30 protein-coding genes and 4 pseudogenes are annotated in these 24,346 nt (G+C 49.1%); 2 read left to right on the plus strand and 32 right to left on the minus strand.

What is annotated here, in order from left to right; genetic code table 11:
* Position 1 precedes the first annotated feature (1 nt).
* The 4 genes from ACGCCZ_RS06520 to ACGCCZ_RS06535 are packed head-to-tail and all read right to left on the minus strand — an operon-like array spanning position 2 to position 3,492.
* The gene (locus ACGCCZ_RS06520; protein ID WP_054324050.1) at positions 2-601 is read right to left on the minus strand and encodes a V-type ATP synthase subunit E; all 600 of its coding nucleotides are present in this window, start codon (positions 599-601) and stop codon (positions 2-4) included.
* Positions 602-643: 42 nt separating this feature from the next.
* Positions 644-1,126, minus strand: coding sequence for a V-type ATP synthase subunit K (locus ACGCCZ_RS06525; protein WP_054324049.1), 483 nt, complete (start codon positions 1,124-1,126; stop codon positions 644-646).
* Between the two features lie 2 nt (positions 1,127-1,128).
* Positions 1,129-3,141 carry a V-type ATP synthase subunit I gene (locus ACGCCZ_RS06530; RefSeq protein WP_411655603.1) on the minus strand — a complete coding sequence of 671 codons (2,013 nt, stop codon included), beginning with the start codon at positions 3,139-3,141 and terminating at the stop codon, positions 1,129-1,131.
* Positions 3,142-3,201: 60 nt separating this feature from the next.
* Positions 3,202-3,492, minus strand: a complete 291-nt coding sequence (locus ACGCCZ_RS06535) for a hypothetical protein (protein ID WP_054324048.1) — start codon at positions 3,490-3,492, stop codon at positions 3,202-3,204.
* A 364-nt stretch (positions 3,493-3,856) separates the two neighbouring features.
* On the opposite strand from ACGCCZ_RS06535, the gene serC reads away from it, so the two are divergent.
* Both serC and ACGCCZ_RS06545 read left to right on the plus strand, forming a co-directional pair.
* A complete protein-coding gene (gene serC, locus ACGCCZ_RS06540) occupies positions 3,857-4,942 on the plus strand; it encodes a 3-phosphoserine/phosphohydroxythreonine transaminase (protein WP_054324047.1) in 1,086 nt (361 codons plus the stop codon).
* Between the two features lie 67 nt (positions 4,943-5,009).
* Complete coding sequence (locus tag ACGCCZ_RS06545; protein ID WP_054324046.1) at positions 5,010-6,170, plus strand: 3-phosphoglycerate dehydrogenase family protein; 1,161 nt, start codon at positions 5,010-5,012, stop codon at positions 6,168-6,170.
* A 1,639-nt stretch (positions 6,171-7,809) separates the two neighbouring features.
* Here ACGCCZ_RS06545 and ACGCCZ_RS06550 read toward each other — a convergent pair.
* From ACGCCZ_RS06550 to rpsC, 28 genes and pseudogenes are all read right to left on the minus strand, one after another.
* Positions 7,810-8,154: an amidohydrolase family protein gene (locus ACGCCZ_RS06550; RefSeq protein ID WP_411655604.1), complete on the minus strand. Its 345-nt coding sequence runs from the start codon at positions 8,152-8,154 to the stop codon at positions 7,810-7,812.
* A gap of 97 nt (positions 8,155-8,251) precedes the next feature.
* A complete protein-coding gene (locus ACGCCZ_RS06555) occupies positions 8,252-8,947 on the minus strand; it encodes an N-acetylglucosamine-6-phosphate deacetylase (RefSeq protein ID WP_411655605.1) in 696 nt (231 codons plus the stop codon).
* A gap of 1,488 nt (positions 8,948-10,435) precedes the next feature.
* Positions 10,436-12,013: a leucine-rich repeat protein gene (locus ACGCCZ_RS06560; RefSeq protein ID WP_054324044.1), complete on the minus strand. Its 1,578-nt coding sequence runs from the start codon at positions 12,011-12,013 to the stop codon at positions 10,436-10,438.
* Positions 12,014-12,360: 347 nt separating this feature from the next.
* The gene (gene rplQ, locus ACGCCZ_RS06565) at positions 12,361-12,702 is read right to left on the minus strand and encodes a 50S ribosomal protein L17 (protein WP_054324043.1); all 342 of its coding nucleotides are present in this window, start codon (positions 12,700-12,702) and stop codon (positions 12,361-12,363) included.
* A 35-nt stretch (positions 12,703-12,737) separates the two neighbouring features.
* Positions 12,738-13,692 (minus strand): annotated as a pseudogene (locus ACGCCZ_RS06570) (DNA-directed RNA polymerase subunit alpha).
* Positions 13,693-13,764: 72 nt separating this feature from the next.
* Positions 13,765-14,358, minus strand: coding sequence for a 30S ribosomal protein S4 (rpsD, locus tag ACGCCZ_RS06575; protein ID WP_054324042.1), 594 nt, complete (start codon positions 14,356-14,358; stop codon positions 13,765-13,767).
* A 24-nt stretch (positions 14,359-14,382) separates the two neighbouring features.
* Positions 14,383-14,790, minus strand: coding sequence for a 30S ribosomal protein S11 (rpsK, locus tag ACGCCZ_RS06580; RefSeq protein ID WP_054324041.1), 408 nt, complete (start codon positions 14,788-14,790; stop codon positions 14,383-14,385).
* 19 nt (positions 14,791-14,809) lie between these two features.
* Positions 14,810-15,178 carry a 30S ribosomal protein S13 gene (rpsM, locus tag ACGCCZ_RS06585; RefSeq protein WP_054324040.1) on the minus strand — a complete coding sequence of 123 codons (369 nt, stop codon included), beginning with the start codon at positions 15,176-15,178 and terminating at the stop codon, positions 14,810-14,812.
* A 135-nt stretch (positions 15,179-15,313) separates the two neighbouring features.
* The gene (gene rpmJ, locus ACGCCZ_RS06590; RefSeq protein WP_054324039.1) at positions 15,314-15,427 is read right to left on the minus strand and encodes a 50S ribosomal protein L36; all 114 of its coding nucleotides are present in this window, start codon (positions 15,425-15,427) and stop codon (positions 15,314-15,316) included.
* A gap of 68 nt (positions 15,428-15,495) precedes the next feature.
* Positions 15,496-15,714: a translation initiation factor IF-1 gene (gene infA, locus ACGCCZ_RS06595; RefSeq protein ID WP_054324038.1), complete on the minus strand. Its 219-nt coding sequence runs from the start codon at positions 15,712-15,714 to the stop codon at positions 15,496-15,498.
* Positions 15,696-15,983 (minus strand): hypothetical protein, encoded by a 288-nt coding sequence (locus ACGCCZ_RS06600; RefSeq protein ID WP_411655606.1) that lies wholly within the window; start codon positions 15,981-15,983, stop codon positions 15,696-15,698. The genes infA and ACGCCZ_RS06600 overlap by 19 nt, the downstream gene beginning before the upstream one ends.
* 11 nt (positions 15,984-15,994) lie before the next feature.
* Positions 15,995-16,747 carry a type I methionyl aminopeptidase gene (gene map, locus ACGCCZ_RS06605; RefSeq protein ID WP_054324037.1) on the minus strand — a complete coding sequence of 251 codons (753 nt, stop codon included), beginning with the start codon at positions 16,745-16,747 and terminating at the stop codon, positions 15,995-15,997.
* Between the two features lie 2 nt (positions 16,748-16,749).
* The gene (locus ACGCCZ_RS06610; protein ID WP_054324036.1) at positions 16,750-17,382 is read right to left on the minus strand and encodes an adenylate kinase; all 633 of its coding nucleotides are present in this window, start codon (positions 17,380-17,382) and stop codon (positions 16,750-16,752) included.
* A gap of 15 nt (positions 17,383-17,397) precedes the next feature.
* The gene (gene secY, locus ACGCCZ_RS06615) at positions 17,398-18,729 is read right to left on the minus strand and encodes a preprotein translocase subunit SecY (RefSeq protein ID WP_054324035.1); all 1,332 of its coding nucleotides are present in this window, start codon (positions 18,727-18,729) and stop codon (positions 17,398-17,400) included.
* Between the two features lies 1 nt (position 18,730).
* Positions 18,731-19,172, minus strand: a pseudogene (rplO, locus tag ACGCCZ_RS06620) (50S ribosomal protein L15).
* Between the two features lie 28 nt (positions 19,173-19,200).
* Positions 19,201-19,380, minus strand: a complete 180-nt coding sequence (gene rpmD, locus ACGCCZ_RS06625; RefSeq protein WP_054324033.1) for a 50S ribosomal protein L30 — start codon at positions 19,378-19,380, stop codon at positions 19,201-19,203.
* 15 nt (positions 19,381-19,395) lie between these two features.
* A complete protein-coding gene (gene rpsE, locus ACGCCZ_RS06630) occupies positions 19,396-19,863 on the minus strand; it encodes a 30S ribosomal protein S5 (RefSeq protein ID WP_143255384.1) in 468 nt (155 codons plus the stop codon).
* A 57-nt stretch (positions 19,864-19,920) separates the two neighbouring features.
* Entirely contained in the window at positions 19,921-20,280 is a 360-nt protein-coding gene (gene rplR / locus ACGCCZ_RS06635; RefSeq protein WP_054324031.1) for a 50S ribosomal protein L18, read from the minus strand.
* A gap of 14 nt (positions 20,281-20,294) precedes the next feature.
* Complete coding sequence (gene rplF / locus ACGCCZ_RS06640; RefSeq protein WP_054324030.1) at positions 20,295-20,843, minus strand: 50S ribosomal protein L6; 549 nt, start codon at positions 20,841-20,843, stop codon at positions 20,295-20,297.
* 16 nt (positions 20,844-20,859) lie between these two features.
* Entirely contained in the window at positions 20,860-21,258 is a 399-nt protein-coding gene (gene rpsH / locus ACGCCZ_RS06645) for a 30S ribosomal protein S8 (RefSeq protein ID WP_054324029.1), read from the minus strand.
* A 23-nt stretch (positions 21,259-21,281) separates the two neighbouring features.
* Positions 21,282-21,467, minus strand: coding sequence for a type Z 30S ribosomal protein S14 (locus ACGCCZ_RS06650; RefSeq protein ID WP_054324028.1), 186 nt, complete (start codon positions 21,465-21,467; stop codon positions 21,282-21,284).
* A gap of 12 nt (positions 21,468-21,479) precedes the next feature.
* Positions 21,480-22,019 carry a 50S ribosomal protein L5 gene (gene rplE / locus ACGCCZ_RS06655; protein WP_054324027.1) on the minus strand — a complete coding sequence of 180 codons (540 nt, stop codon included), beginning with the start codon at positions 22,017-22,019 and terminating at the stop codon, positions 21,480-21,482.
* Between the two features lie 13 nt (positions 22,020-22,032).
* Positions 22,033-22,353 carry a 50S ribosomal protein L24 gene (rplX, locus tag ACGCCZ_RS06660; RefSeq protein WP_054324026.1) on the minus strand — a complete coding sequence of 107 codons (321 nt, stop codon included), beginning with the start codon at positions 22,351-22,353 and terminating at the stop codon, positions 22,033-22,035.
* A gap of 16 nt (positions 22,354-22,369) precedes the next feature.
* Positions 22,370-22,738: a 50S ribosomal protein L14 gene (gene rplN / locus ACGCCZ_RS06665; RefSeq protein WP_054324025.1), complete on the minus strand. Its 369-nt coding sequence runs from the start codon at positions 22,736-22,738 to the stop codon at positions 22,370-22,372.
* Between the two features lie 33 nt (positions 22,739-22,771).
* Positions 22,772-23,029 (minus strand): 30S ribosomal protein S17, encoded by a 258-nt coding sequence (rpsQ, locus tag ACGCCZ_RS06670; RefSeq protein WP_054324024.1) that lies wholly within the window; start codon positions 23,027-23,029, stop codon positions 22,772-22,774.
* Positions 23,030-23,047: 18 nt separating this feature from the next.
* Positions 23,048-23,254, minus strand: a complete 207-nt coding sequence (gene rpmC / locus ACGCCZ_RS06675; RefSeq protein WP_054324023.1) for a 50S ribosomal protein L29 — start codon at positions 23,252-23,254, stop codon at positions 23,048-23,050.
* Positions 23,254-23,680: pseudogene (rplP, locus tag ACGCCZ_RS06680) on the minus strand (50S ribosomal protein L16). The gene rpmC and the pseudogene rplP overlap by 1 nt, the downstream one beginning before the upstream one ends.
* A pseudogene (gene rpsC / locus ACGCCZ_RS06685) lies at positions 23,680-24,346 on the minus strand (30S ribosomal protein S3). Before rpsC ends, rplP begins: the two co-directional pseudogenes overlap by 1 nt.

Here is a 24,346-nt window from a genome sequence, read left to right on the forward strand (position 1 = left end):
ATCAGTATCCTCCCGCAAAGAGCAGCGCATGCAGTTTATCCTGCAAGCTGTCTCTTGCGGCGTCGAATAGCGCCGCGAAAGAGCAGTTTTGCTCCACGCCGCCATACACCAGCACAAAGCCGCCTTCCATGTTCCGCGGCTCACGGGATATTTTTAAGCTGCCTCCGGCCGGGACGGCCTGCGCAAGTTCTTGTTCAAACCCTTTGGGCAGGCGATCCAGATCCCTTTGTGAGAAAAAGATCTCGCCGTTCTGGGCTAGCGCGTACTTATGGACTAATTTTTGTATATTGGCAAAATAATCCGCAGGCGCAAGCGCATCCATCGCCCGCAAGCTTTTGTCCATCAACTCCCGAATAATCTGCTGCTTGGCCGCAAGGATGCTCTGCCGTTTTTGCAGAGCTGCCGCGGACTCTGCCCGGCTTTGTAGGTCTTTCACCTTTTCCTTTGCCTGTTCTGCAATTTCCTGCGCGCGCGCTTCACCGCGCGACCGTGCCTCCTGTGCAATTTGCGCCGCTTTCTCCTCCGCGTCCCTGCGGATAGAGGCCGCGGAGGCCGCCGCGTCGTCTTCAATCTGTTTAATGATTTGTTCCAATCCAGTCATGCGCAGCGCTCCTTTTCCATATCATATTTTGGCGGGGGCGGATCATACCGGCAGACCGCCGATGCCTGTAATCGCCAGGATGGAAACCAGAAGCGCAAGGATGGCGTAGGTTTCGACCATGGCGGGGAAGATGATGGCCTTGCCGAGCTGATCGGGGCGCTTCGCAACCAGACCGATGCAGGCGACCGACGCACGGCTCTGTTTCAGAGCCGACCAATAGCCAACAATCGCCATCGGCAGGCAGGCCAGAAAATACAGAAATCCCTTTGCCAGAGACATTTCATAATTACCGCCCAGAATACCGATCTGGGAAAGCGTGATAAACGCGATCAACAGGCCGTAAATGCCCTGTGTGCCGGGAAGCAGCTGTAAAATCAAAACCTTACCGAATTTAGACGGGTCCTCTGTTACAACGCCTGCGGCAGCCTCGCCCGCACGGCCAACGCCTACTGCGGAACCAGCGCCTGCCAACAATGCCGCTAGAACTGCGCCAAGCAAAGCAAGTACAATACCCATGTTTTCCATAATTATTTTTCCTCCCTGATTTTGTAGTATTTGGTATGGACGCCGAATGGCGCAAATTTACGCCCGCCGCCCTCATAAAATTTTCCAAAGAACTCCACAAACTGGAGACGATTGGTATGCACATAAGCGCCCAATAAATTGATCCCCAGATTGATGGTATGGCCAACGAGAAACACCAGGATAAACATGATCGCTCCACCGACTCCACCGCCGCCCATACTGCCCATCTGATTAATCACCGTTGCAATGACGCTGGTTGCAAGTCCCAAGGCAAGCAGGCGGGAATACGACAGGACATCGCTTAAATAGCCAGTGACGTTATAAAGGCCGTAAAGGCCCTTGAGCAGCCGTTTGATCGGATTGCGAGATTCGCGTCCCGATGTAAAAATAATACCAACTGCACCGATCCCTGCGACAATTGCAGCTACGTTCCCCACTTGAGCGGGTAAAATAAAGCTGAGTTGCGCGATGTCTACAAACATCTGATTGGACAACATAAACACAACTGCGCCGCCTACCAGCATATACCAGAATATCACGTCGTACAGAGCATCCTTGTACTTCTTTTGCCGGCAAAGTTGGTAAAGCTGCATAGCCAAACCCGTGAACAAGTGGATCACACCGACCAAGAGCGCAAACATCAGCATGCGCATCGGTTCTTTGAGAGGCTCAAACCAAAGTGGCTGGAGCGCCACTTCGTTTCCAAAGAAGGTCCGGGAGACGACTGCCAAGGCATCTCCAAAGAAACTTCCAAACAGGAATCCCCAAACCGTAGTGGAAATCCCACAGAAAAAAAACATCCGCAGCGTCTTGCGAAGCCCATCCTCCATATTCTTGAATTTGAGCAACACAAGTCCGCAACCAATCACCATCAGCAGCCCATAGGCAGCATCGGAGAGCATCATGCCAAATAGAAAATAATAAAAGACTGCCATGACCGAGGTGGGGTCCACCTCGCCTTTGCCAGGAAGGCTAAAGGATTCCAAAACCCCCTCCACTGGCTCTGTAAACTTGTTGTTCTTCAGGAGTACAGGTACATCCTCGTCCTCCGAGGGATTTTCGAGTTCCACCGCCGCGCCAAACCGCTGCTCCAGTTCCTGGGCGAGCTTCCCCGCATCCCTTTGGGGAATATATCCGGTGAGCACAAAGGTTCGCCGCGACTGCATGAGGCGGCCAATCACCTCATATTTCTCTTGACGCATGGTCAGGTAATCCACCATGAATTTGAGATCATCCCGTTGCGGGGCATAACTTTTGATCTCTTCTTCCGCCTCTTGCATGGTTTTTTGCTGCTCCTCAATTCGCCCTTGTAACGTTTGCATACGTTCTGCGGGGGGCGTTTTTGAAGGCGAAGCAGGTTTGGCAAAGCCCAAGGTACGCAAAGCTTCTTCCACCGCAGGAGCATCCCGCCGGTTACAAAGCAAAAAGATGCAAGTCTGCTCCTGAGAGGTACTGATCACATCCACATGAAGAGGGACCTTGGGTACCAATAAAGCCAAGTTCTCCTCCAACACAGGTTCTGTATACGCCGTTGGAAGCGTCCCAACAAAAGAAGCCGTACATTTTGTCCCCTGGATTCTCATGGAGACATCGAGATTCACCCAGGGATTCAGGGCTTCTATTTGCGTCTGCAATTTTTGGATCGTCCCTTGGCTGTCTGCAATATCCTTTGAGAGTTCATTCAGACGATGAACCACATGGAGCACACTGTCGCTTTTTTCTCGGAATGCATCGTACTGTACCGCCGGAATTTCCTTGCGTCCTTCCAGCGAAGCAAACAGAGACTTTTTCTCGGGCATATACTGGTGGAGTACATCCAATGCCTGTTTTGAAGCGGCAATGTTCTTTTCAAACTGTGTTTTTTGTGCGGTCATATCGATCCGCCGGAATACGCTGTCTTCCTCCAACACGTCGTTGATCTCCACCGCGCCACACCGCTGTATCCATTCCAGAATGGGCTTTCGGTTTTTCCTGAGAGCGTATATGCTGATGCGCTGCATCTGCAATACCGCCATAAGTGCAATTCCTCCTTTCGGAATTGGTTTTTACTCGCTACTATCCGACGAGTTCGGCAATCACACAGGCGATTGCCTCTTTTTCCTTTTTTGTGCATGCGCACGCAGCGCCGCAATCTCTTGCTCGGCTTCTTGAGCAGCCTTCGCCACACGGGATTCTCCCTGCTTGCTCGCCGCCTGCAAGGAATTCCGGGCCTGCTTGTCCGCCTCAGCAGCCATATGTGCCACCGTCTGTTCTGCATCTTTGCGGGCCTGCTGTAACAATTGCTCAGCCTGCTGTGCTGCATCCCGTTCGGTCTGCTCTGCTTTTCGTTCCGTCTCCCGTACGATGTCGATTGTCTGCTGTGCCATACGGTTTCATCACCCCCTATTCCTTTTTGGTTATGCATGGCCCCATGTCTGGGGTCCTTATGGATTCCAAAATTATCTTCATTGTACATGAAAAGAATGGAAAGTGCAACAATATTGACCAACATTTTTCTGATAAAATTTGTATTTTGTACAATCCGATCAATTTTTTCGGTTGACCAAGTTTTTTGTCAAAAGGTCACCAGATTCGCCCCTTTTATCCCACCAAAAATCAGACGAAATTTTCTTTGATTCGTCAATAAATTTATGAATTTCGCTCCATTGATTTCAGTGCGCTAAATCGGTATAATAAATAGTATTATAGTCTGCTCATCTGAAGCAGTAATTTATAGGAGGTTGCACCATTATGAATCGCGTTTATAACTTTTCCGCGGGCCCCTCGATGCTGCCCGAAGCTGTTCTTCGCCGCGCTGCGGACGAAATGTTGGACTATCAGGGCAGTGGCCAATCGGTTATGGAAATGTCCCATCGTTCTAAGGTCTATGAGGGTATCATCGGTTCTGCCGAAAGCCTGCTCCGTGAAGTCATGAATATTCCCGACAACTACAAAGTCTTGTTCTTACAGGGTGGTGCATCCTCCCAGTTTGCAATGGTTCCCATGAATTTGATGACCAAAAGCGGCAAGGCCGACTTTGTGATTACTGGCCAGTGGGCTACAAAGGCATATAAAGAAGCGGCCCGCTACGGTGAAGCGAATGTTGTGGCTTCTTCTAAGGATCAGACCTTCTGCTATATACCGAAGCTCGATCCTTCTACCTTTACCAAAGATGCGGACTATTTCCACATCTGCATGAACAACACCATCTACGGTACCAAATTTACAAAGTTGCCGGAGACGGGAGAGGTCCCGCTGGTAGCGGATATTTCCTCCTGCATTTTGAGTGAACCGATCGATGTGAACAAGTTCGGCGTATTGTATGCAGGCGCTCAAAAGAACATGGGACCGGCCGGTTTGACGGTTGTCATTATCCGCGAGGACCTGATCGGCCATGCGATGGACATCACTCCCACCATGTTTAACTATCAGACCCATGCGGACAATGGTTCTATGTTTAATACACCGCCATGCTATGCAATCTATATCAGCATGCTCGTACTCGATTGGATCAAGAACACCATGGGCGGCCTTGAGGAAATGAAAAAATACAATGAGAAAAAGGCGGGTATTCTGTATCATTATCTGGACAACTCCAAGATGTTCCGTGGAACCGTCGTTCCGAAAGACCGCTCTTTGATGAACGTCCCGTTCGTTACAGACAGCGACGAACTGAACGCAAAGTTTGTCAAAGAGGCCGAGGCAGCTGGTTTCGTCAATCTAAAGGGCCATCGTTCGGTCGGTGGAATGCGCGCTTCGATTTACAATGCTATGCCGATGGAAGGCGTCGAAAAGCTCGTAGAATTTATGAAGAAGTTTGAAGAAGCCAACGCATAAGCCCTGTTGCTTACATAGTATGGCATTTAGAAAGATCCTTTATTTTTGAAAGATACAGGTGATAAACATGTACAATGTGAAATGCTTAAATAAAATTTCCTCCGTGGGCCTGGACCGTTTTGGTGCAAACTATACCTGCGGCGAAGACGTCGAAAATCCAGAGGCAATCCTGGTTCGTTCCGCTTCCATGCATGAGATGGAGCTGCCCAGTAACTTGTTGGCAATTGCGCGCGCAGGCGCGGGTGTCAACAATATTCCGTTGGACAAATGCAGTGAAGCAGGAATCTGCGTCTTTAATACACCGGGCGCCAATGCCAACGCTGTCAAGGAGCTGGTTATCGCGGGGTTGCTGCTCGCCTCTCGTAAGATTGTTTCCGGTATTGAATGGGCAAAGAGCTTGAAGGGCAAGGGCGCAGAAGTTGGTAAACTGGTCGAAAAGGGAAAAAGCCAGTTTGTTGGACCGGAAATCAGCGGAAAACGCCTTGGTGTTATCGGCCTTGGCGCCATCGGTATTCTGGTGGCCAACGCTGCTAAGAGCCTTGGCATGGAAGTCTATGGCTACGATCCGTATTTGAGTGTTGATGCCGCGTGGGGCCTTTCCCGCTCCACCAAGCATGCGCAGACATTGGATGAAATCTATGCAAACTGCGATTATATCACTGTTCATGTTCCGCTTACGCCGGACACCAAAGAAATGATCAACGCAGAAAGTATTGCTAAGATGCAGGATCATGTGCGTATTCTAAACTTTGCACGCGGTGACCTGGTAAATTCTGCTGACCTCCTAAAAGCATTGGCAGACGGAAAGGTTGCTTCCTATGTGACGGATTTTCCGACGGATGAGATGTTGGGTGTAGAGGGTGTTGTCGCTGTTCCGCATCTGGGCGCATCCACCCCGGAGAGCGAGGACAATTGTGCGCGTATGGCAGCCGACGAGCTCAAGGATTATCTCGAAAACGGCAACATCTTGCACTCTGTAAACCTTCCAAATGTTTCCATGCCGCGTGATCCGGCTTTCTCCCGTATTTGTATCATTCACCGCAATGTCCCGAATACGATCAGCCTTTTGGCCGGTAAGCTTGCGGAGTTCGGCATCAATATTGAGAATATGCAGAGTAAATCCCGTAAGGATTACGCTTATACCCTTTTGGATGTCACAGGCGACCTCAACGGAAATGCTGCAAAGATTGAAGAATTTCCGGATATCATTAAGGTCCGTGTGATCTAAAACGAAATTTTTCGTTCACACCTGAAAAAATACTGTCCGCCTGTTGTGAAATTCATCACAACAGGCGGATTTTTGTAAGTGAAGAAGGAGGTCCTTACACTCTATAAAATGGAGCATTCCGCAAGCTTTCTCCTTATGAAAGACCCTATGACCGACAAGATTGCCAACTTCTATAGCAGGCCAAGTTTTCCCCAACATAATGGAACGATCCATGCACATCCATATCCTCGGACCCGTTCTACTGGAAAAAGAAATTCTTCATAAAAGAACAACGATAAACGGCGATCGACCTCTATACATTGACCATCGCTCTCATAAACAAAAATTATTTTCACGATGAACCCGTTATACTCCTCACGAAAAGTGTTCTGAAAGTATTCTATATGGGGATTGCATCCCCCATATAGGACGACCTTGTACCACATACTATCGATCTGCAAATTACATTTATTATGAGGAAACAAGTATGCATGTTATTGATAAGCCCTAAAATACCACGTGTACTTCAAAATACCTACATATACTCTTACACATGGGAGTTCCTTCAGAATGAACCATGTACCAACTACTGACTATGGACAAAGCAAACCATTACGGTAGTTCGATGAATTTGCCTATAGAGGCAAGTAAGGCAGATTATCAAGACAGGGTTGCCGCATTTGCCTATACCGGGGTATAGGCAAGCAAGGCAGACGATCAAGATAATCATTACATGCGTTTGCCTATATCTGATAGGCAAACGCGGCTAACCAATATAACGAGTACACTCCATAAACTGCGCTAGATCTTGGACGGCAATCTCTATGAGATCGTCAAATCTCTGACGGATAAACCTTTAGAGGTTATTTTCTATCATCATCAAAGCGAACGAAAAGAGCTTCTACGAAGATCACCATCTACCAGGCTTAAAAAAGGGACAAATACATGAAAGAAAACTTTTTCGACGGGATTGCAGTTCAAGAACTCTTGATACTTTATATGTAAGCCCTATTGAGATCTTTTTCTATCTTCACAATTTCAGTTCGGAACAAAACTATTCATAATTACATCCTAGAAGTGAATTTTTGATACAGCGCTTAGGAGGGCGGTGCTCTGTCCAGCTGAGCTATTGGCGCATATACAATTTTTATTCGTTTCTGTGACCCCGGCGGTTGAGAACCCGCCAAATGTTAGGAGGCGGACCCTCTATCCCGGTGAGGTACGGGGGCTTATACAGAGAATATTCCATTTTACAAGACTCCTGGATTCGAACGATTCGATTTTTAGGAATTTTTTGTTCTTCCGTTGTCATGTTCTCTTTTTGTTCCTTACCGATCGATCAAAATCATACCTTCCATCCCTTTTGATTCACAGCCCTAGATCGTTCAAAACATCAACATCATTTTCCAACTTTTATTTTTCAACTCTATTTTCCTTCTAAAAATATAGCGATTGTATGTATACCATGTGCAACGGCTTTTTCCCATTCCAGTATTCTTACAATCAACGGGAAAGAGCGCTTTTCGAATATCCATTGGGAACACTTATAATCGTTCTAAATCATATGATAAACCGCTTATGCCATCAGTAAAATACAGGGGAATTCCCTAAACAAAAGGGTGGGACGAAATTCGTCCCACCCTTTTTAGCTTTCCATTCCTTACCGGTTGTCCACAGCAATTTTGCCGCGTGCAATAACCATTTTAATATTCAAATCATTGTCCAATACCACTAGATCGGCACGTTTTCCCACTTTAATGCTGCCAATATTGGCATCCTCGTGGATTTCACGGGCTGGATTAATGGTTGCGCTCTTAATTACCTGTTTAAACGGTACACCGAATCGCACCAAATTGCACACTTCCTGGTGCATATTGGTGGTCGATCCAGCAATTGTTCCATCCTTTAAGCGCGCCTGACCATCTTTGACATAGACCGTTTGCCCTCCTAGCTCGGAAATGCCGTCCGGTTCACCCGCCGCACGCATGGAATCACTGATAATCACCGTACGATCCTCCCCAAGCTGGCGGAATGTAATCCGCAACACTGCTGGATTAATATGGAACCCATCGCATATGATTTCTGCGCGCACACGCTCATCGTCAAATACAGCGCCAACTACACCCCGGAGAACGATGCGTCATACCACTCATCGCATTGTATAAATGGGTGGCATGCGTTATGCCGATATTAAAGGCATGCTTTGCTTGATCATAATCGGCATCCGTATGGGCAATCGAAACAGTGCAAAGTTTGCTCGCTTTTTTGATGAATTCATCGGCTCCCTCACACTCTGGCGCAATATCTACCAGTTTGATAATGCCTCCACACCCATCGTAGAACCTCTTGAACTCCTCCCAATCTGGATTTTTGACATATTCACCCTTCTGTGCGCCTTTTTTATTAATAGAAATATACGGCCCTTCCATATTGACTCCCATAATTGCCGCACCAAAGGGACGGTCATCCATGCAAGCTTTTACACTAGCCAAAGCATCTTCAATTTCTTCATGGGAAACCGTCATCGTTGTAGGACAGAAGCTGGTCACCCCCTTCGTAACTAAATGGGCGGCCATTTTTGCCAGTCCCGCAGTAGATGCATCACAAGTATCCGCACCAACACAGGCATGAATGTGAATGTCTACGAAACCAGGGACTATTACACATCCGGAAAGATCAATCTCTTCATCCCCATGGAGTTCTGGGGCAATCTCCGCAATTTTTTCGCCATCTGTAGATAGGCAGGCATCCACCAATGTAAACGTATCATCCATAATCTTTGCATTCTTCAGAATCATTTTTTCACCTCATCTGGGAGTGCGTTCTGAAAGCGGCTGTATGCTTCCCTAGCCCTCTGCAAAATTCCTTCCCATGGAACAAGCATCACTTCGCAGTTCTTGTTGTAAAGTCGATGTATTTGCAAAGAGGACCACAGATATTCCTCCGCTGTAGAAGCCTCTTTTTTATTTTGATAACTTCATTATAGCCCAAAGTTTTTCCTCTTACAACTCACTAGGCAAGAAATATCAAAAGAATACACAATTATGCACGTTTCGTTTCATCTTAAAAAATTTTCCAATAAGCCATATTTTAAATAATAAATTGTATATTTATATATTATAATACTATTTGTATATAAGTTTCTAAAAAGCATTGTATTATTAACAATCTATACGATTTGCATCCTATATAGAGATGAAACATTGTAAAGTCGATGCATTTCGCGGTACAACCTTTAAAAAGCGACAGCTCTTATTATTTAAGACCTTTCAAAAAAATCACCTCAAGGATATAAATTAATTATACAGGAATGCAAAATTAATAAAAAATTCCCCGGCGGAGCTGGTAGTTTTTCATTAACGGATGAAACCGCATGTTACTAGCCACGCGTCACGCCATGTCGGTACGATCTGACATCTGCATAAGCTTTTATTTGCTACCCCTAAACAGATTTCTTAGAAGTTTCCCATCTTCAGACGTTCTCCACCTTTATCTTCTTCTAACTGTCTTTGAATATATTCTTTTATCTTTTTCACATTCTTTCCTGCTATACCCACATAATATCTGCGGTACTAAAACATCTCGGTTCGTTTATTTGTAGGAGGGACCTATTAAAATGACCATCGCCAACAAATTGGATGGCATCTCTGTCGCTACTATACTTCCGGTACTTATACTTCCATTCCGCATACTTTTCATATCCTGGTAGCCTATACAACTGGTCACATTTCCTTTCGATGGAATCTCTACAAGCATAGGTACATAATCCGAGTACACCTCTTCTTTTATTATTTTTAATCTTCTTCTACTCGCATAACATTTGCAAGATCTTTACTACTTCTCCTTGCCAAAATACCTTTCTCCGATATTTCGGCGCAAATACCACATGGAGCCGAATCACACATTTCTCGATGGGGAAAGGTCATATGAAACATAATTTTCTCTTTTTGATAAATTACGGCCCCGATCTGTTTCGATTCCTATCAATAGCTCTGTATACTATTTGCATTTCCAAGTCGTATGTGCTTAACTCTGCTTGTCATTCATTTTTGGATGTTCCCTTCCTTTGTTGTTCCTTGCAGTTATCAAACCGTAAGAAACAACAAAAGGAGTTTCGATTGTCATCTCTGGCATTAACCTTCTTTTGAACCATTCCCCTAACGAATGGTTTTCTCTGTACAAAAAATGGACCAGCGTGATACATTCACACTGGTCCATTGTAAAATAACTAAATCTGCAAATGTGTTGGGCCCGACAAAAGCCGTTCTATTACCATGGCCTACTTATCAGCCGTAAGCGATTTGTCCCTCACAGTGCAGAACCACTTTCGAATCACCGGGCATCTGTGTATACAAACCTGTCTTTTCGCCAGGATTTCCAACCGCCCATACACGGAATGTATATACGTTTCCGCTCTTTCCTACATACTGGGTCTTAAATACATTTCCATTGCCCACTGTGAAGCTCGGCATATTATTGGAACCCGTCACAGTCATTTGAACGTCATAGCTTCTTCCCTTGTACACACCGAAGTTAACACTCGGATTGCAAAAGGCAGAACCATTCGGAGAAGTCCCGACTGTCACAGGGAAAGAAGCGCTGTAACTGCCGCTCGTGATGGTAATTGTTGCCGTGCCAGCGGATTTTCCTTGAATCTGATACAGATAGGCATGGGAATAATTGCCACGCAAGTCTGCGCGATTGGAACGGTCTGCCTGGTACTTGACCGTAACCACATTTGGATTACTGCTTGTACAAGTCGGCACCGTCGCAGCGTTGGTTCTTGCCAAAGGATAATATACATTCCCAACATTGAACGAATAGGAACTGGTATCCAAAGATAGAGCAGAGCCGGAATTTACAATTGCATTGGTCGAAACCGTCACGGTCAGCGTTGCTGAAGCATATCCCGTCGCAGATACAGTCAGCGTAGCTGTTCCAGAAGAAACACCTCTCACCGTAACCGTAGAACCGCTCTGCGTTACACTCACTGCGCTGGAATTGGAGGATACGCTAAAACCTCCATTGGTTGGGTTGGTCACTGTAAACGTATTGGTCCCATTGACTGCTACGGTCAGAGAGGTTGTGCTCAAACGAACAGCTGCACCATAAGAGGAACCAAGATTCTCAAAATCAATATCGTTTTCCTCGGCATATTTCTGCGCCGCGGTTCCATTATAGCCTTTAATCAGAGTAAAGTCGTCAAACGCATCATAACCGATTCGAGTGACATTGGGTGGAATGGTAACTTCCTCCAAACTGTCGCATCCAGCAAAAGCACTGTCACCGATACTCGTCACATAACTCCCGATGGTGACAGAACGCAAATCCGTGCAATCCTGAAAAGCATTATCCGGTATCTTCGTTAGACTTGTCGGCAAAGTTGCACTTCTCAGGGAAGTACATCCACTAAACGCTTCAATTCCCATCTTTGTGATACTATCGGCAAAGGTAACAGAAGTCAAGTTCTCACAATTGGCAAAAGCACGCTCACCGATCTCTACAGGACCTTCTTCCATCGAAACACGTTTGACGGTAGAATCCTCAAAAGCGCCGTCTGAGATAATGTCAACCGTATCCGGCAAATAAACATTCTTTTCCGAACCGCCGCTTGCAAAAATGGAAGAATCGCCGTCCCCTATACGGGTGATCGTTCTGCTCTTTATTTTACTCGGAATTGTAATCGAGGACTTTGAATCATAATATTCACCGTCATCCTCCACCCGTACAACGGCATATTTTCCATCCACACGGTCGACTTCATATGCGTCGTCCATATCGGACGCAAAAGCTGTGCTGCTAAAAGTAGAAACAAACATAGCCGCCGCTAAAGCCAGTGACAGCAACTTTTTTGCTCTTCTCATACGTTCCTCTCCTTTTTTGAATCATATTGCAGCATTTTCGCAATAGGAACGAAACTTTGCTGCCCAAATTTGGCGGTTTTGGTAAGTACTATTATACTCTACCGCTACGAAATTGGCAAGCATACAGGCGGTTACACTTGTGTAATTTCGATTAACAATATCTGGATGTCTCTTCACATTTTGCCACGCCGGGTTACCTCCGCATATAGACAAATTTTTTGTTTCAAATTACTGCGTACATTCTAATTGTCTCTTTCACTTCGGATCAAAACCAGTGTCATACAAATGATCGTAGATACCGCAAAAAAGCCCCGCACAAAATTGTGCGGGGCCTGTTCTTATGGAATTTAGATAAGCTCAATGATCGCCATCTCGGCTGCATCGCCGCGGCGTGGTCCGAGCTTTGTAATGCGCGTATACCCGCCATTGCGGTCAGCATACTTCGGCGCAATTTCTGTGAAAAGCTTATTTGTAACAGCTTCCTTTGTGACAAATCCCATCACAAGGCGCTTGCTGTGCAGATCGTTCGTCTTTGCGATCGTAATCATCTTTTCTGCCAGGGAGCGGACCTCCTTAGCACGTGTGACTGTGGTTTCGATCTTGCCGTTCTCAAGAAGGAATGTGACCATCGCACGCAGCATTGCGGTTCTGTGGCTGGTCGCTCTTCCGAGCTTTCTGGTTCCGGGCATCGAATATCACTCCTTTACCTTTGGTTCGCAAGGTCTTATTCGTCGTCCTTGCGCAGATTAAAGCCGAGGGAGGCCAGCTTCCAAACGACCTCCTCCAAGGACTTGCGTCCCAAGTTGCGGACCTTCATCATATCTTCTTCCGATTTGTTGATAAGGTCCTCCACTGTATTGATTCCAGCGCGCTTGAGGCAATTGAAAGAGCGGACGGAGAGGTCCAGCTCTTCAATCGTCATTTCCAGCACCTTCTCCTTACCCTTGTCGTCCTTCTCGACCATGATCTCTGTGCTGCTACCCTTATCGGACAAATTGACAAAGAGATTCAAATGCTCGGTCAGAACTTTTGCGGCCAGAGAAACTGCTTCTTGTGCTCCGATAATCCCATTGGTCCACACTTCCAAGGTGAGCTTATCGAAATCAATGCGCTGTCCCACACGAGTGGGTTCTACGTTGTAATTCACTTTATAAACAGGAGTGTAGATAGAATCAACCGGGAGTTCGCCGATCACGCCCGCAGGCATGTTCTGCTTATTCCGCTCTGCGGGGACATATCCGCGGCCTTTGTCCAGGGTCAGTTCCATATACAGCTTTGCGCCTTCCCCCAGTGTTGCAATATGCATATCCGGGTTCAGGATCTCAACCTCGCTGTCGCACTTGATAGAGTCGGCCGTAACCTCACACGGGCCCTCTGCACAGATCTCCACTGTTTTGGGGCCGTCGCAATGGAGTTTCGCGGTCAAACCTTTGATGTTCAAAACAATCTCGGTGACATCCTCCTTGACGCCCGGGACAGTCGAAAACTCATGCAGAACACCGTCGATCTTCATCGATGTAACTGCAACACCCGGCAGGGAGGAAAGCAGTACCCGCCGCAGGCTGTTGCCCAGCGTCAGTACCAAAGCCGCGTTCCAGCGGTTCCACTACAAATTTACCGTAGGTTCCGTCATTGCTTAGGATTTCTGTTTCAATTTTTGGCTTCTCAATCTCGATCATTAGCGACCCTCCTTGACATAAAGCGGATGATTCTGCCTGCCATCCTGGTTTTTATGTGGTTAGGCAACTGCATTACTTGGAGTACAACTCAACGATCAAAGTCTCATTGATATCGAAATCAATGTCGCTTCTCTCAGACAATGCAACAACCTTGCCCTGCAGAGTCTCTCTGTTCAGCTCCAGCCACTTCGGGATCATCGTAGCTGCATTCTTCTCCAGAATCTGCTTCACATGCTCAGAACCACGGCTCTTTTCCCGAATAGAAATGACTTCACCCGGGCTAACCTGATAGGACGGAATATCCACACGCTTGCCATTTACCGTGATATGTCCATGGTTGACCATCTGTCTAGCTTCTCTTCTAGTGTTGGCAAAGCCAAGACGGTAAACAACATTGTCAAGTCTTCTTTCAAGGAGCTGAAGCAGTGTTTCACCTGTAACACCTCTGGTTTTACTTGCTTCCTCATAATAATGACGGAACTGCTTCTCAAGTACACCATAAATGAACTTTGCTTTCTGCTTCTCATTCAGCTGGACAGCATATTCGCTCTGCTTTCTTCTGCCCGGCTTCGGATTGCGTCTTGTCTCTTTATTGACACCCATAACGGTGGGGCTGATTCCCAGTGCCTTGCATCTTTTCAGAATCGGCTGCATATTTTTCGCCATAGCTCGTTTCCTCCTTTTACAAAACTATACACGTCTTCTCTTCGGAGGACGGCATCCATTGTGCGGAATCGGGGTGACATCTTTGATCATGCTGACTTCGAGACCTGCACCCTGCAGTGCGCGGATCGCAGCCTCACGTCCTGCACCCGGACCCTTAACGTAAACCTCAACCGTCTTCATGCCGTGCTCCATCGCTGCTTTTGCTGCGGTTTCTGCTGCGGTTTGTGCGGCAAAGGGGGTGGACTTTCTAGAACCTCTAAAGCCCAACTCACCGGAACTTGCCCAAGAAATCGCGTTACCCTGGGTATCGGTGATGGTCACAATCGTGTTATTAAAGGTGGACTGGATATGAGCAGCTCCACGGTCAATATTTTTGCGTTCACGGCGTCTGCGAACAGTGGTACCTCTCTTAGCGCCCTTCTGTGCTGCCATCTTTTAAATCCCTCCCTACTTATTTCTTCTTGTTGGCCATGGTCTTTCTCGGACCCTTCCGCGTACGTGCGTTGGTCTTAGAACGCTGGCCTCTTACGGGCAGACCCTTGCGGTGACGGAGACCGCGATAGCAACCGATTTCAATCAGTCTCTTGATGTCGAACGCAACGTCGCGGCGAAGGTCGCCTTCCACGCGGCAGTTGTGATCAATGTATTCTCTCAACTTCGATGCGTCGTCTTCCGTCAGATCTCTTACGCGGATGTCGGGGTTCACACCCGTTGCCTTGCAAATATCCGTGGCGGTCTTGCGGCCAATGCCATAAATATAGGTAAGAGCAATTTCGATGCGCTTGTCTCTGGGCAGATCAATACCTGCTATACGCGCCATACTGTTGCACCTCCAAATTAGTCTTTCAAATTAATGGGGACAAGCCCCCAAGCGGAACACGGGTTTTTGGGGCATCATTGCCCCATCCCCGCGGTCCCCGCCGTCTTAGGCGGGCCGTGTCTGAAAGCGCAGCTTTCAACCCTGGCGCTGCTTATGCTTCGGGTTGTCACAGATCACCATGACTTTTCCCTTGCGCTTAATGATTTTGCACTTCTCACAAATCTTTTTGACAGAAGGTCTGACTTTCATTTGTGCGCCCTCCCTTAGTGAAGTCTCATGTTGAAATCCCGCAGTTCTTACAGCTCTGCGAAATCCCTTTATTTCGAACGCCACGTAATGCGGCCCCGGGTCAGATCGTACGGAGAAAGTTCGATCGTCACCTTATCGCCCGGCAAAATACGAATGAAGTTCATCCGGAGCTTACCGGAAATGTGGGCCAACACCTGGTGGTGGTTTTGAAGCTCTACCATAAACATTGCGTTTGGGAGTGCTTCCGTCACAATACCCTCGGTTTCAATTACGTCCTGTTTCGACATACTGTAGCCTCCTCTTGCGGAAAACAGCCCTTCCCTTCAAATGGACGAAGGGCATGGCGAATTTCACGGTTGGTTTGCAATGAACCCTCTTCCAAGATGGTCTTGGTTATCAGAAGGTGTTTTTGCTTCTTTCTCTTTGGATGCTCCAGACTTCGACGTTTGCCGTTACAAATCACGGCCATATCGCCGCTCGCCTCTAGCACCGTAAAGAAGCCGCCTTTGTCCCGCCCGGCGAGGGCACGGACAACGAGTCCTCTCACAAAGTCCATGGTCTCCCCCTTTATTCCGGCAAAGTCATAATCACCGGTCCATCCGGGGTGATGGCGATGGTGTGCTCAAAGTGTGCAGAAAGTTTGCCGTCCGCCGTGACAGTCGTCCAACCATCCTCCAGCGTCTTTACTTCCTTCACACCGGCGTTGATCATTGGTTCAATCGCGATGGTCATGCCTGGTAACAGGCGCACGCCTCTGCCTGGCGTGCCGTAATTGGGAACACTCGGGTCTTCATGCAGCTTCGCACCTACTCCGTGGCCGACAAAATCCCGTACCACCGAGTAGCCGCGCGCCTCGACATACCGCTGGACCGCGCTACCAATATCCCCAACGCGGGCTCCGGCCTGAGCGGCCTTGATACCCTCAAAGAGGCTCTCGCGTGTGACATCCATAAGGCGCTTGGCTTCTTCACTCACATCCCCACAGGGGAAGGTATAAGCGTTGTCGCCGTTAAATCCGTCATAAAAGGCGCCGGTGTCAATGCTGACAATGTCGCCTTCCTTGAGGATAATCTCCTTATGGGGTATGCCGTGGATCACCACGTCGTTTACAGAGACACATGCGCTGCCCGGGAATCCGCCGTAACCAAGGAAGTTGGGCTTTCCGCCCTCTTCCTCGATTACCCGACGGACAATGCGGTCGATCTCCCAGGTAGAAACCCCAGGCTCGACCGCCTCGCCGGCCAGTTTCAGTGCTTTTGCAGAGATCCTGCACGCCTCCCGCATAATCGCGAGCTCGCGGCTGGTTTTAAGCACAATCATGATTACGCCTCTAATGCCGCCAGCGTCAGTTTGGTGGTATCCGCCACTTCTTCCTGACCTTCCACGATACGGAGCTTCCCCTGTTTCTCGTAATAATCCTTGAGGGGTTCGGTCTGTTCGTGGTATACATGCAGGCGTTCTTTCACTGTATCCGGATGGTCATCCTTACGCTGAATGAGGGCGCCTCCGCATTTGCCGCACTTACCTTCCTCCTCCGGCTTATTGTACAGCAGGTGGTAGGTAGCACCGCAAGTCTCACAGACGCGGCGTCCGGACATGCGCTCCACAATCTTGTCATCGGCAACTTCAATATCAATGACCTTGTCGATCACAATGCCCATCTTATCCAGAGCCTCGGCCTGGGGGATGGTGCGCGGGAAACCGTCCAACACAAAGCCGTTCTTGCAATCGTCCTGGGCCAAACGCTCTTTGACGATGCCGATTACAACTTCATCGGGCACAAGCTTGCCTGCGTCCATGAAGGACTTTGCCTTCAAGCCCATCTCCGTGCCGCTCTTCAGCGCTTCGCGGATCATATTCCCCGTAGAAATTGCGGGGATGGATAAATGCTGGCAGATGACCTCTGCCTGGGTTCCTTTACCGGCGCCCGGTGCGCCAAGAAGAATCAGATTCATATCATTTCCTCCTTATCAGTCAAGGAAGCCTTTATAATGGCGCATCATCATCTGAGATTCCATCTGCTTCATGGTATCCAGCGCAACACCAACCAAGATGATGACGGAAGTACCGCCCAAAGACAGGTTGTGCATACCGGTAGCAGCTCCGAATAGAATCGGAAGAAGTGCAATCACAGCGAGGAACAACGCGCCAATCAATGTGATCTTAGAAAGAATCTTTGAAATGAAGTCAGAAGTCGGCTTGCCAGGACGAATGCCCGGAATCGTGCCGTTATTCTGACGAAGATTATTGGCCATCTCAATCGGATTATACTGAATGGTTACATAGAAATAAGCAAACATGATAATCAGAAGGAAATACAGTACGGAATAAAGCCAACCCGTGGAAGAGAAGGCGTCAAAGAAAGATTTCCAGAAGCCTGTTACATTCCCACCCATAAAGAGCTGAATCGTACTCGGAATCGAGAGAATCGAGCTTGCAAAGATGATCGGCAAAACACCGGACATTGCAACCTTGATCGGAATGTGTGTGCTTTGGCCACCGTACATCTTGCGGCCAACAACGCGCTTTGCATACTGAACCGGGATACGGCGTTCCGAATTATTCATAAACGCGATCACCCAGATCACAGCCAGGAAGAGGACAACAAACAGCGGAACCAGGAAGTAATACTTGCCATAGTTTGTCGGGTCCTGATTTGCAGCAGAGAGATACTGGCCCAACAAACGGATCGTCTGCGGCAGTCTTGCCACAATGCCTGCAAACAAGAGAATGGAAATACCATTTCCAATACCCTTCTGGTTGATCTGCTCGCCCATCCACATCATCATCGCCGTGCCAGCAGTAAATGCTAGGATAATGACGATTGCAGCGAACACCTGTTCCCAACCGGAGGTATACAGAGCGATCGGAGCGCCCTGATACGTACTGTTGCGCAAATAAAAGTAATAGGCAGTACCCTGAATCAAGCCCAAAGCAACTGTGACATAACGCGTGATTGTCGCAATTCTCTTGCGACCCTCTTCGCCTTCCTTCGCCATACGCTCCAAAGGAGGAATGGCAACCGTCAACAGCTGCATGATGATGGAACTGTTGATGTATGGAGTGATACCCATTGCAAACATTGTTGCATTTGCAAAAGCACCACCGGACAACATATCCAAATAACTGAGTGCATTGCCAGTTTCGTTGACCGTACCCATCAAGCCCTTCAGAGCATTGACATCCAGGAACGGAACTGGGATCGTGGCGCCAAAACGGAACACCACAATAATCAGCAGGGTGAAAAGAATCTTTTTACGCAGATCCGGAATACCCCAGGCATTCTTAATTGTTTTAAACAACTCAGATCACCTCTGCCTTCCCACCAGCGGCCTCAATCTTCTGCTTTGCAGCTTCGGAATAGGCAGTGACCTTAACGGTTAACTTCTTTGTGAGTGCGCCATTGCCGAGAATTTTCACGCCGTCGCAGGTCTTCTTGACGATTCCTGCGTCCTTGAGCGCCTGCGCGTCAACAACCGCGCCCGTCTCGAATTTCTCCAGCGCGCTTACATTGATCGCCACGATGGTTTTGGCAAAAATATTATTAAATCCTCTTTTCGGAATACGTCTCTGCAGAGGCATCTGGCCACCTTCAAAGCCCGGACGCATGCCGTGTCCTGCTCTGGCCTTCTGGCCTTTATCGGCCTTTGCCCGCGGTCTTGCCCTGTCCGGAGCCGTGGCCTCTGCCGATCCGCTTGGATTCCTTGGTGGAACCCGGCGTCGCAGTTAGATCATGCAAATTCATTTTACTCGCACCTCCTTGCTTGCTTAGCTTACGCTTCGACTACCTCGACGAGGTGGATGATCTTGGCCACCTTACCTTTGGTCTGGTCGTTGTCCGGCTGAACGGACTCGTCACCAATTTTGCGAAGACCAAGCGCCTGGGCGGTTGCAATCTGGTCTTTCTTGCTGCCGATAAGGCTTCTTACCAGCTTCACCTTTACCTGTGCCATCTTGCTACCCCCTCCTTAAAGAATGTCCTGCACCGACTTACCGCGGATCGCGGCAACTTCGTCGGCTGTGCGCAGCTGAGCCATACCGGCCAAGGTTGCGCGGACTACATTGCACGGGTTGTTGGAACGCAGTGCCTTGGTACGGATATCTTTGATACCCACAGCCTCGACAACTGCACGAACCGGGCCGCCAGCGATTACGCCGGTACCAGGTGCTGCAGGCTTCATCAAAACTCTGCCTGCGCCGTACTCGCCGATGATCTCATGCGGGATCGTACCGCCGCGCATTGCGACCTTAATCAGGTTCTTCTTGGCGTCCTCAATGCCCTTGCGGATCGCCTCGGGAACTTCGCCTGCTTTACCAATGCCGAAACCAACGGTACCTTTTCCATCGCCTACCACGACGAGCGCAGCAAACTTGAAGATACGGCCGCCCTTGACGGTCTTACTTACACGGTTGATTGCGACTACATGCTCTTGCATCTCATCCTGAGACTGCTGTCTGGGTGCGTCAAATCTAGCCAAAAGTATCCCTCCTTCTTAGAACTTGAGGCCGCCCTCGCGGGCGCCTTCGGCCAGCTCTTTGACGCGGCCGTGGAAAATATAACCGCCGCGGTCAAATACGACCTGGGAAATGCCCTTTTCAGCGGCGCGTTTAGCGATCAGCTCGCCAACCTTGCGTGCGGCTTCCTTGTTTCCGCCGTTACCATTGAACTCCTTGTCCAGGGAAGAAGCTGCCACGAGGGTAACTCCTTTTACATCGTCGATGATCTGGGCGTAGATGTTTTTGGTAGAGCGAAATACATTCAGGCGCGGGCACTCTGCGGTGCCGGAAATCTTGCCGCGCACTCTCTTGTGGCGGTTCAATCTGGCTTTGTTTGTATCAGCCTTATTCACCATTTGTCATTCACTCCTTACTTCTTGGCGCCCTTACCGGCCTTGCCTTCCTTATGACGGACAAATTCGCCAGTATAGCGGATACCCTTGCCCTTGTACGGCTCTGGCGGACGCTTCTCGCGGACTTCCGCAGCAAACTGGCCGACCTTCTGTTTGTCCGAGCCGAGGATCACGATCTTGTTCGCGGACGGGCACTCGATTGTGATGCCGTCGATTTCGGGAACAATCACCTGATGGGAATAGCCCAGGTTCATTACGAGGTTCTTGCCCTGCTTCTGCACACGGTAGCCGACGCCGTTGACGTCCAGCTCTTTCTTAAAGCCCTCCGTTACGCCGATCACCATGTTGTGGATGAGCGTACGGGTCAGGCCGTGCAGAGAGCGGTTCTCTTTTTCGTCATTCGGACGGGTCACGAGGATTTCGCTACCCTCGACAGCCACCGTCATATTCGGGTGGAACTGCTGGGTGAGGGTTGCCTTCGGGCCCTTGACCGTGATAACGTTGCCGTCAACTTTCACATTGACGCCAGCGGGAATATTTATGGGTTTTCTTCCAATTCGAGACATTTCTGCACCCCCTTATTTACCAAATAAATGCGAGGACCTCTCCGCCAACATTTTCCTTGCGCGCCTGACGGTCCGTCATGACGCCCTTGGACGTGGAGATGATGGCGACGCCCAGGCCCTTCATGACCTTCGGCAGTTCCTCAGCGCTGGAATAAATGCGAAGGCCCGGCTTGGATACCCGGCGCAGCCCCTTGATAACCGGGGTCTTGCCCTCGCCATACTTCAAGTTCACTTTGATGATGCCCTGTTTGCCGTCCTCAACGACCGTAAAATTCTTCACATAGCCCTCATCCACCAGAATCTGCACAATGGCCTTCTTCATGTTGGAAGCAGGGATGTCGACGGAATCATGCTTTGCGGAAACCGCATTGCGAATACGGGTAAGCAAATCAGCAATTGTATCTGTAATTTGCATACCGTTACCTCCTTTGCTAAGCTTTACCAGCTGGCCTTTTTCACGCCCGGAATCTCACCCTTATAGGCGAGTTCGCGGAAGCAGATACGGCAAATTCCGAACTTGCGAAGATAGGCATGCGGCCTGCCACAGATTTTGCATCTGTTATACGCACGGGAAGAATACTTCGCCGGTCTACGCTGTTTGATTTTCATAGAAGTCTTGGCCACAATAATCCCTCCTTATTTCGCAAACGGGGCGCCCATGAGGGACAAAAGCTCTCTGGATTCCTCGTCGGTGTTTGCGGTAGTCACGAAACAGATGTCCATTCCGCGGACCTTATCGATCTTATCATAGTCGATCTCCGGGAAGATCAACTGTTCTTTGATGCCCAAATTGTAATTGCCGCGGCCATCAAAAGAGTTCGGGTTGATACCTCTAAAGTCTCTGACGCGCGGAAGCGCTACATTGAAGAGACGGTCGATGAACTCATACATACGGTCTCCTCTGAGCGTTACCTTCACGCCAATGTTCATGCCCTCACGGAGCTTGAAGTTTGCAACCGACTTCTTCGCTTTGCAGATCATCGGCTTCTGGCCGGTGATGGCAGCGAGGTCCACCATAATGGCGTCGATCACTTTTGCGTTATCCTTCGCCTCGCCAGCGCCAACATTGATGACGACCTTGTCGAGCTTCGGAATCTGCATCACGCTTTTGTAGGAAAACTTCTTCATCAGCGCCGGAGCGACATCTTTTTTATAGTAATCCTTAAGTCTGGCCATGTTTTATCCTCCCTTACAGCGACTCGCCGCATTTTGCACAAATGCGTTCCTTGGTGCCGTCTTCATAAACTTTATGTGCGACACGCGTCGGTTTGCCGCAGCGCGGGCAGACAATCTGGACCTTGCAGGCATAGATAGCGCTCTCAGCCTGGACAATGCCGGCCTGGTCGCCCATCTTGCGAGCCTTGACATGCTTGCTGACCATGTTGCGGCCCTCAACGATGACTTTGCCTTCCTTCGGGCTCACGGCCATGACCTTGCCCTTCTTGCCGCGGTCCCTGCCGCTGATAACGATGACGGTGTCACCCGTTTTTACATGAACTTTGTTATTCATCAGTGAGCACCTCCCATTACAGCACTTCGGGGGCAAGGCTCAGGATCTTCATATAATCCTTATCGCGCAGCTCTCTTGCCACAGGCCCAAAGATACGCGTCCCCCTCGGATTCTTATCTTCTTTGATGATGACAGCCGCATTCTCGTCAAAGCGAATGTACGTGCCATCGTCGCGGCGTACGCCGGAAGCGGTGCGGACTACAACCGCCTTCACAACGTCGCCCTTCTTCACCTGGCCGCCGGGGGTTGCTTTTTTCACAGAAGCAACTACCACGTCGCCAATATTTGCATACCTTCTGCCGGTACCGCCGAGAACGCGGATGCACATAAGCTCCTTCGCGCCGGTGTTGTCGGCCACTTTCAGGTAGGTCTGCTGTTGTATCACAGTGCGTTCCTCCTTTGCTTAAGCCAAACGAACTTATTTGGCCTTCTCAATAATCTCGACGAGACGCCATCTCTTCTCTTTGCTGAGCGGACGGGTCTCCATCACACGCACGCGGTCACCGATGGAGCATTCGTTGTTCTCATCATGTGCCTTCAGCTTAACGGTACGTTTGATAACTTTCTTATACAGCGGATGCTTCACGCTGTCCTCAATGGCAACGACGACGGTCTTATCCATCTTGTTGCTGACAACTCTGCCAACCTCTGTTTTTCTCAAATTACGATCGCTCACAGTTAATCCTCCCTTCCGTTACGCCTTCGCGCTGTCCTTGATCTCGTTCTCGCGCAGAACCGTCTTCACGCGCGCGATGTCCTTCTTTACAGCGGAGATGCGCATCGGGTTATCGAGCTGATTAATAGCAAGCTGGAAGCGCAGGTTGAAAAGCTCGGCCTTGAGGTCTTTCAGCTTACTTTCCAGTTCTGCAGTTGTTAAATCTCTGACTTCTGAGGCCTTCATTACTGCTCACCACCCGTTCCTTCCTTTTTGACAAACTTGCACTTAATCGGCAGCTTGTTGGATGCAAGACGCAATGCTTCTCTAGCGGTCTCTTCGGAGACACCGCCGATTTCGAACATCACTCTGCCTGGCTTAACAACGGCTACCCAGTATTCCGGGGAACCTTTACCGGAACCCATTCGGGTCTCAGCCGGCTTCTCAGTAATCGGCTTATCCGGGAAAATTTTGATCCAAACTTTACCGAATCTCTTGCAGTAACGTGTCATGGCAACACGAGCTGCTTCGATCTGGTTCGAGGTGATCCATGCCGGCTCCATGGCCTGGAGGCCGAAATCGCCGTAGGTCACTGTATTGCCGCGATATGCCTTGCCGGTCAGACGGCCACGATGCACTCTGCGGTATTTTACACGCTTACGGCAACAGCATTATTTACTGCCTCCTTCCCTGCGGGGCTTGCGGTTATCGTTGAGAACCTCGCCCTTATAGAGCCACACCTTAATGCCGATGCGGCCATAGGTGGTGGCGGCTTCTGCAAAGCCATAATCGATGTCCGCGCGGATGGTCTGCAGCGGAATCGTTCCGTCGTGATACTGTTCCGTTCTGGCGATTTCAGCACCGCCCAAACGGCCGGAAACCTGGGTCTTGATACCCTTTGCACCGAGCTTCATTGCACGGCCGATGCACTGCTTCATCGCGCGGCGGAAAGAAATTCTCTTTTCCAGCTGCTGTGCAATGTTCTCTGCGATCAGCTGCGCGTTGAGGTCCGGGGACTTCACTTCAACAATATTGATGGCAACCGGCTTGCCGAGCATCTTTTCGCACTGGAGGCGGAGCTTCTCGATCTCTGCGCCACCCTTGCCGATGACCATGCCGGGTTTTGCACAGTGGATATGAACGCGCACCTTGGAGGCATCACGCTCGATTTCAATCTTCGGGAACGCCGGCAGCCGCCAGCTGCTTCTTCAAAGTTCTGCGCAGGTTGTAATCTTCAACGAGCGTATCGCCGAAAACATTGTCCTTCGCGAACCAGCGGGAATCGCAATCTTTAATTACGCCCACACGGAACCCATGTGGATTTACTTTCTGGCCCAT

This window comes from Anaeromassilibacillus sp. SJQ-1 (genome assembly GCF_046693725.1).
Taxonomy (GTDB): domain Bacteria; phylum Bacillota; class Clostridia; order Oscillospirales; family Acutalibacteraceae; genus Anaeromassilibacillus.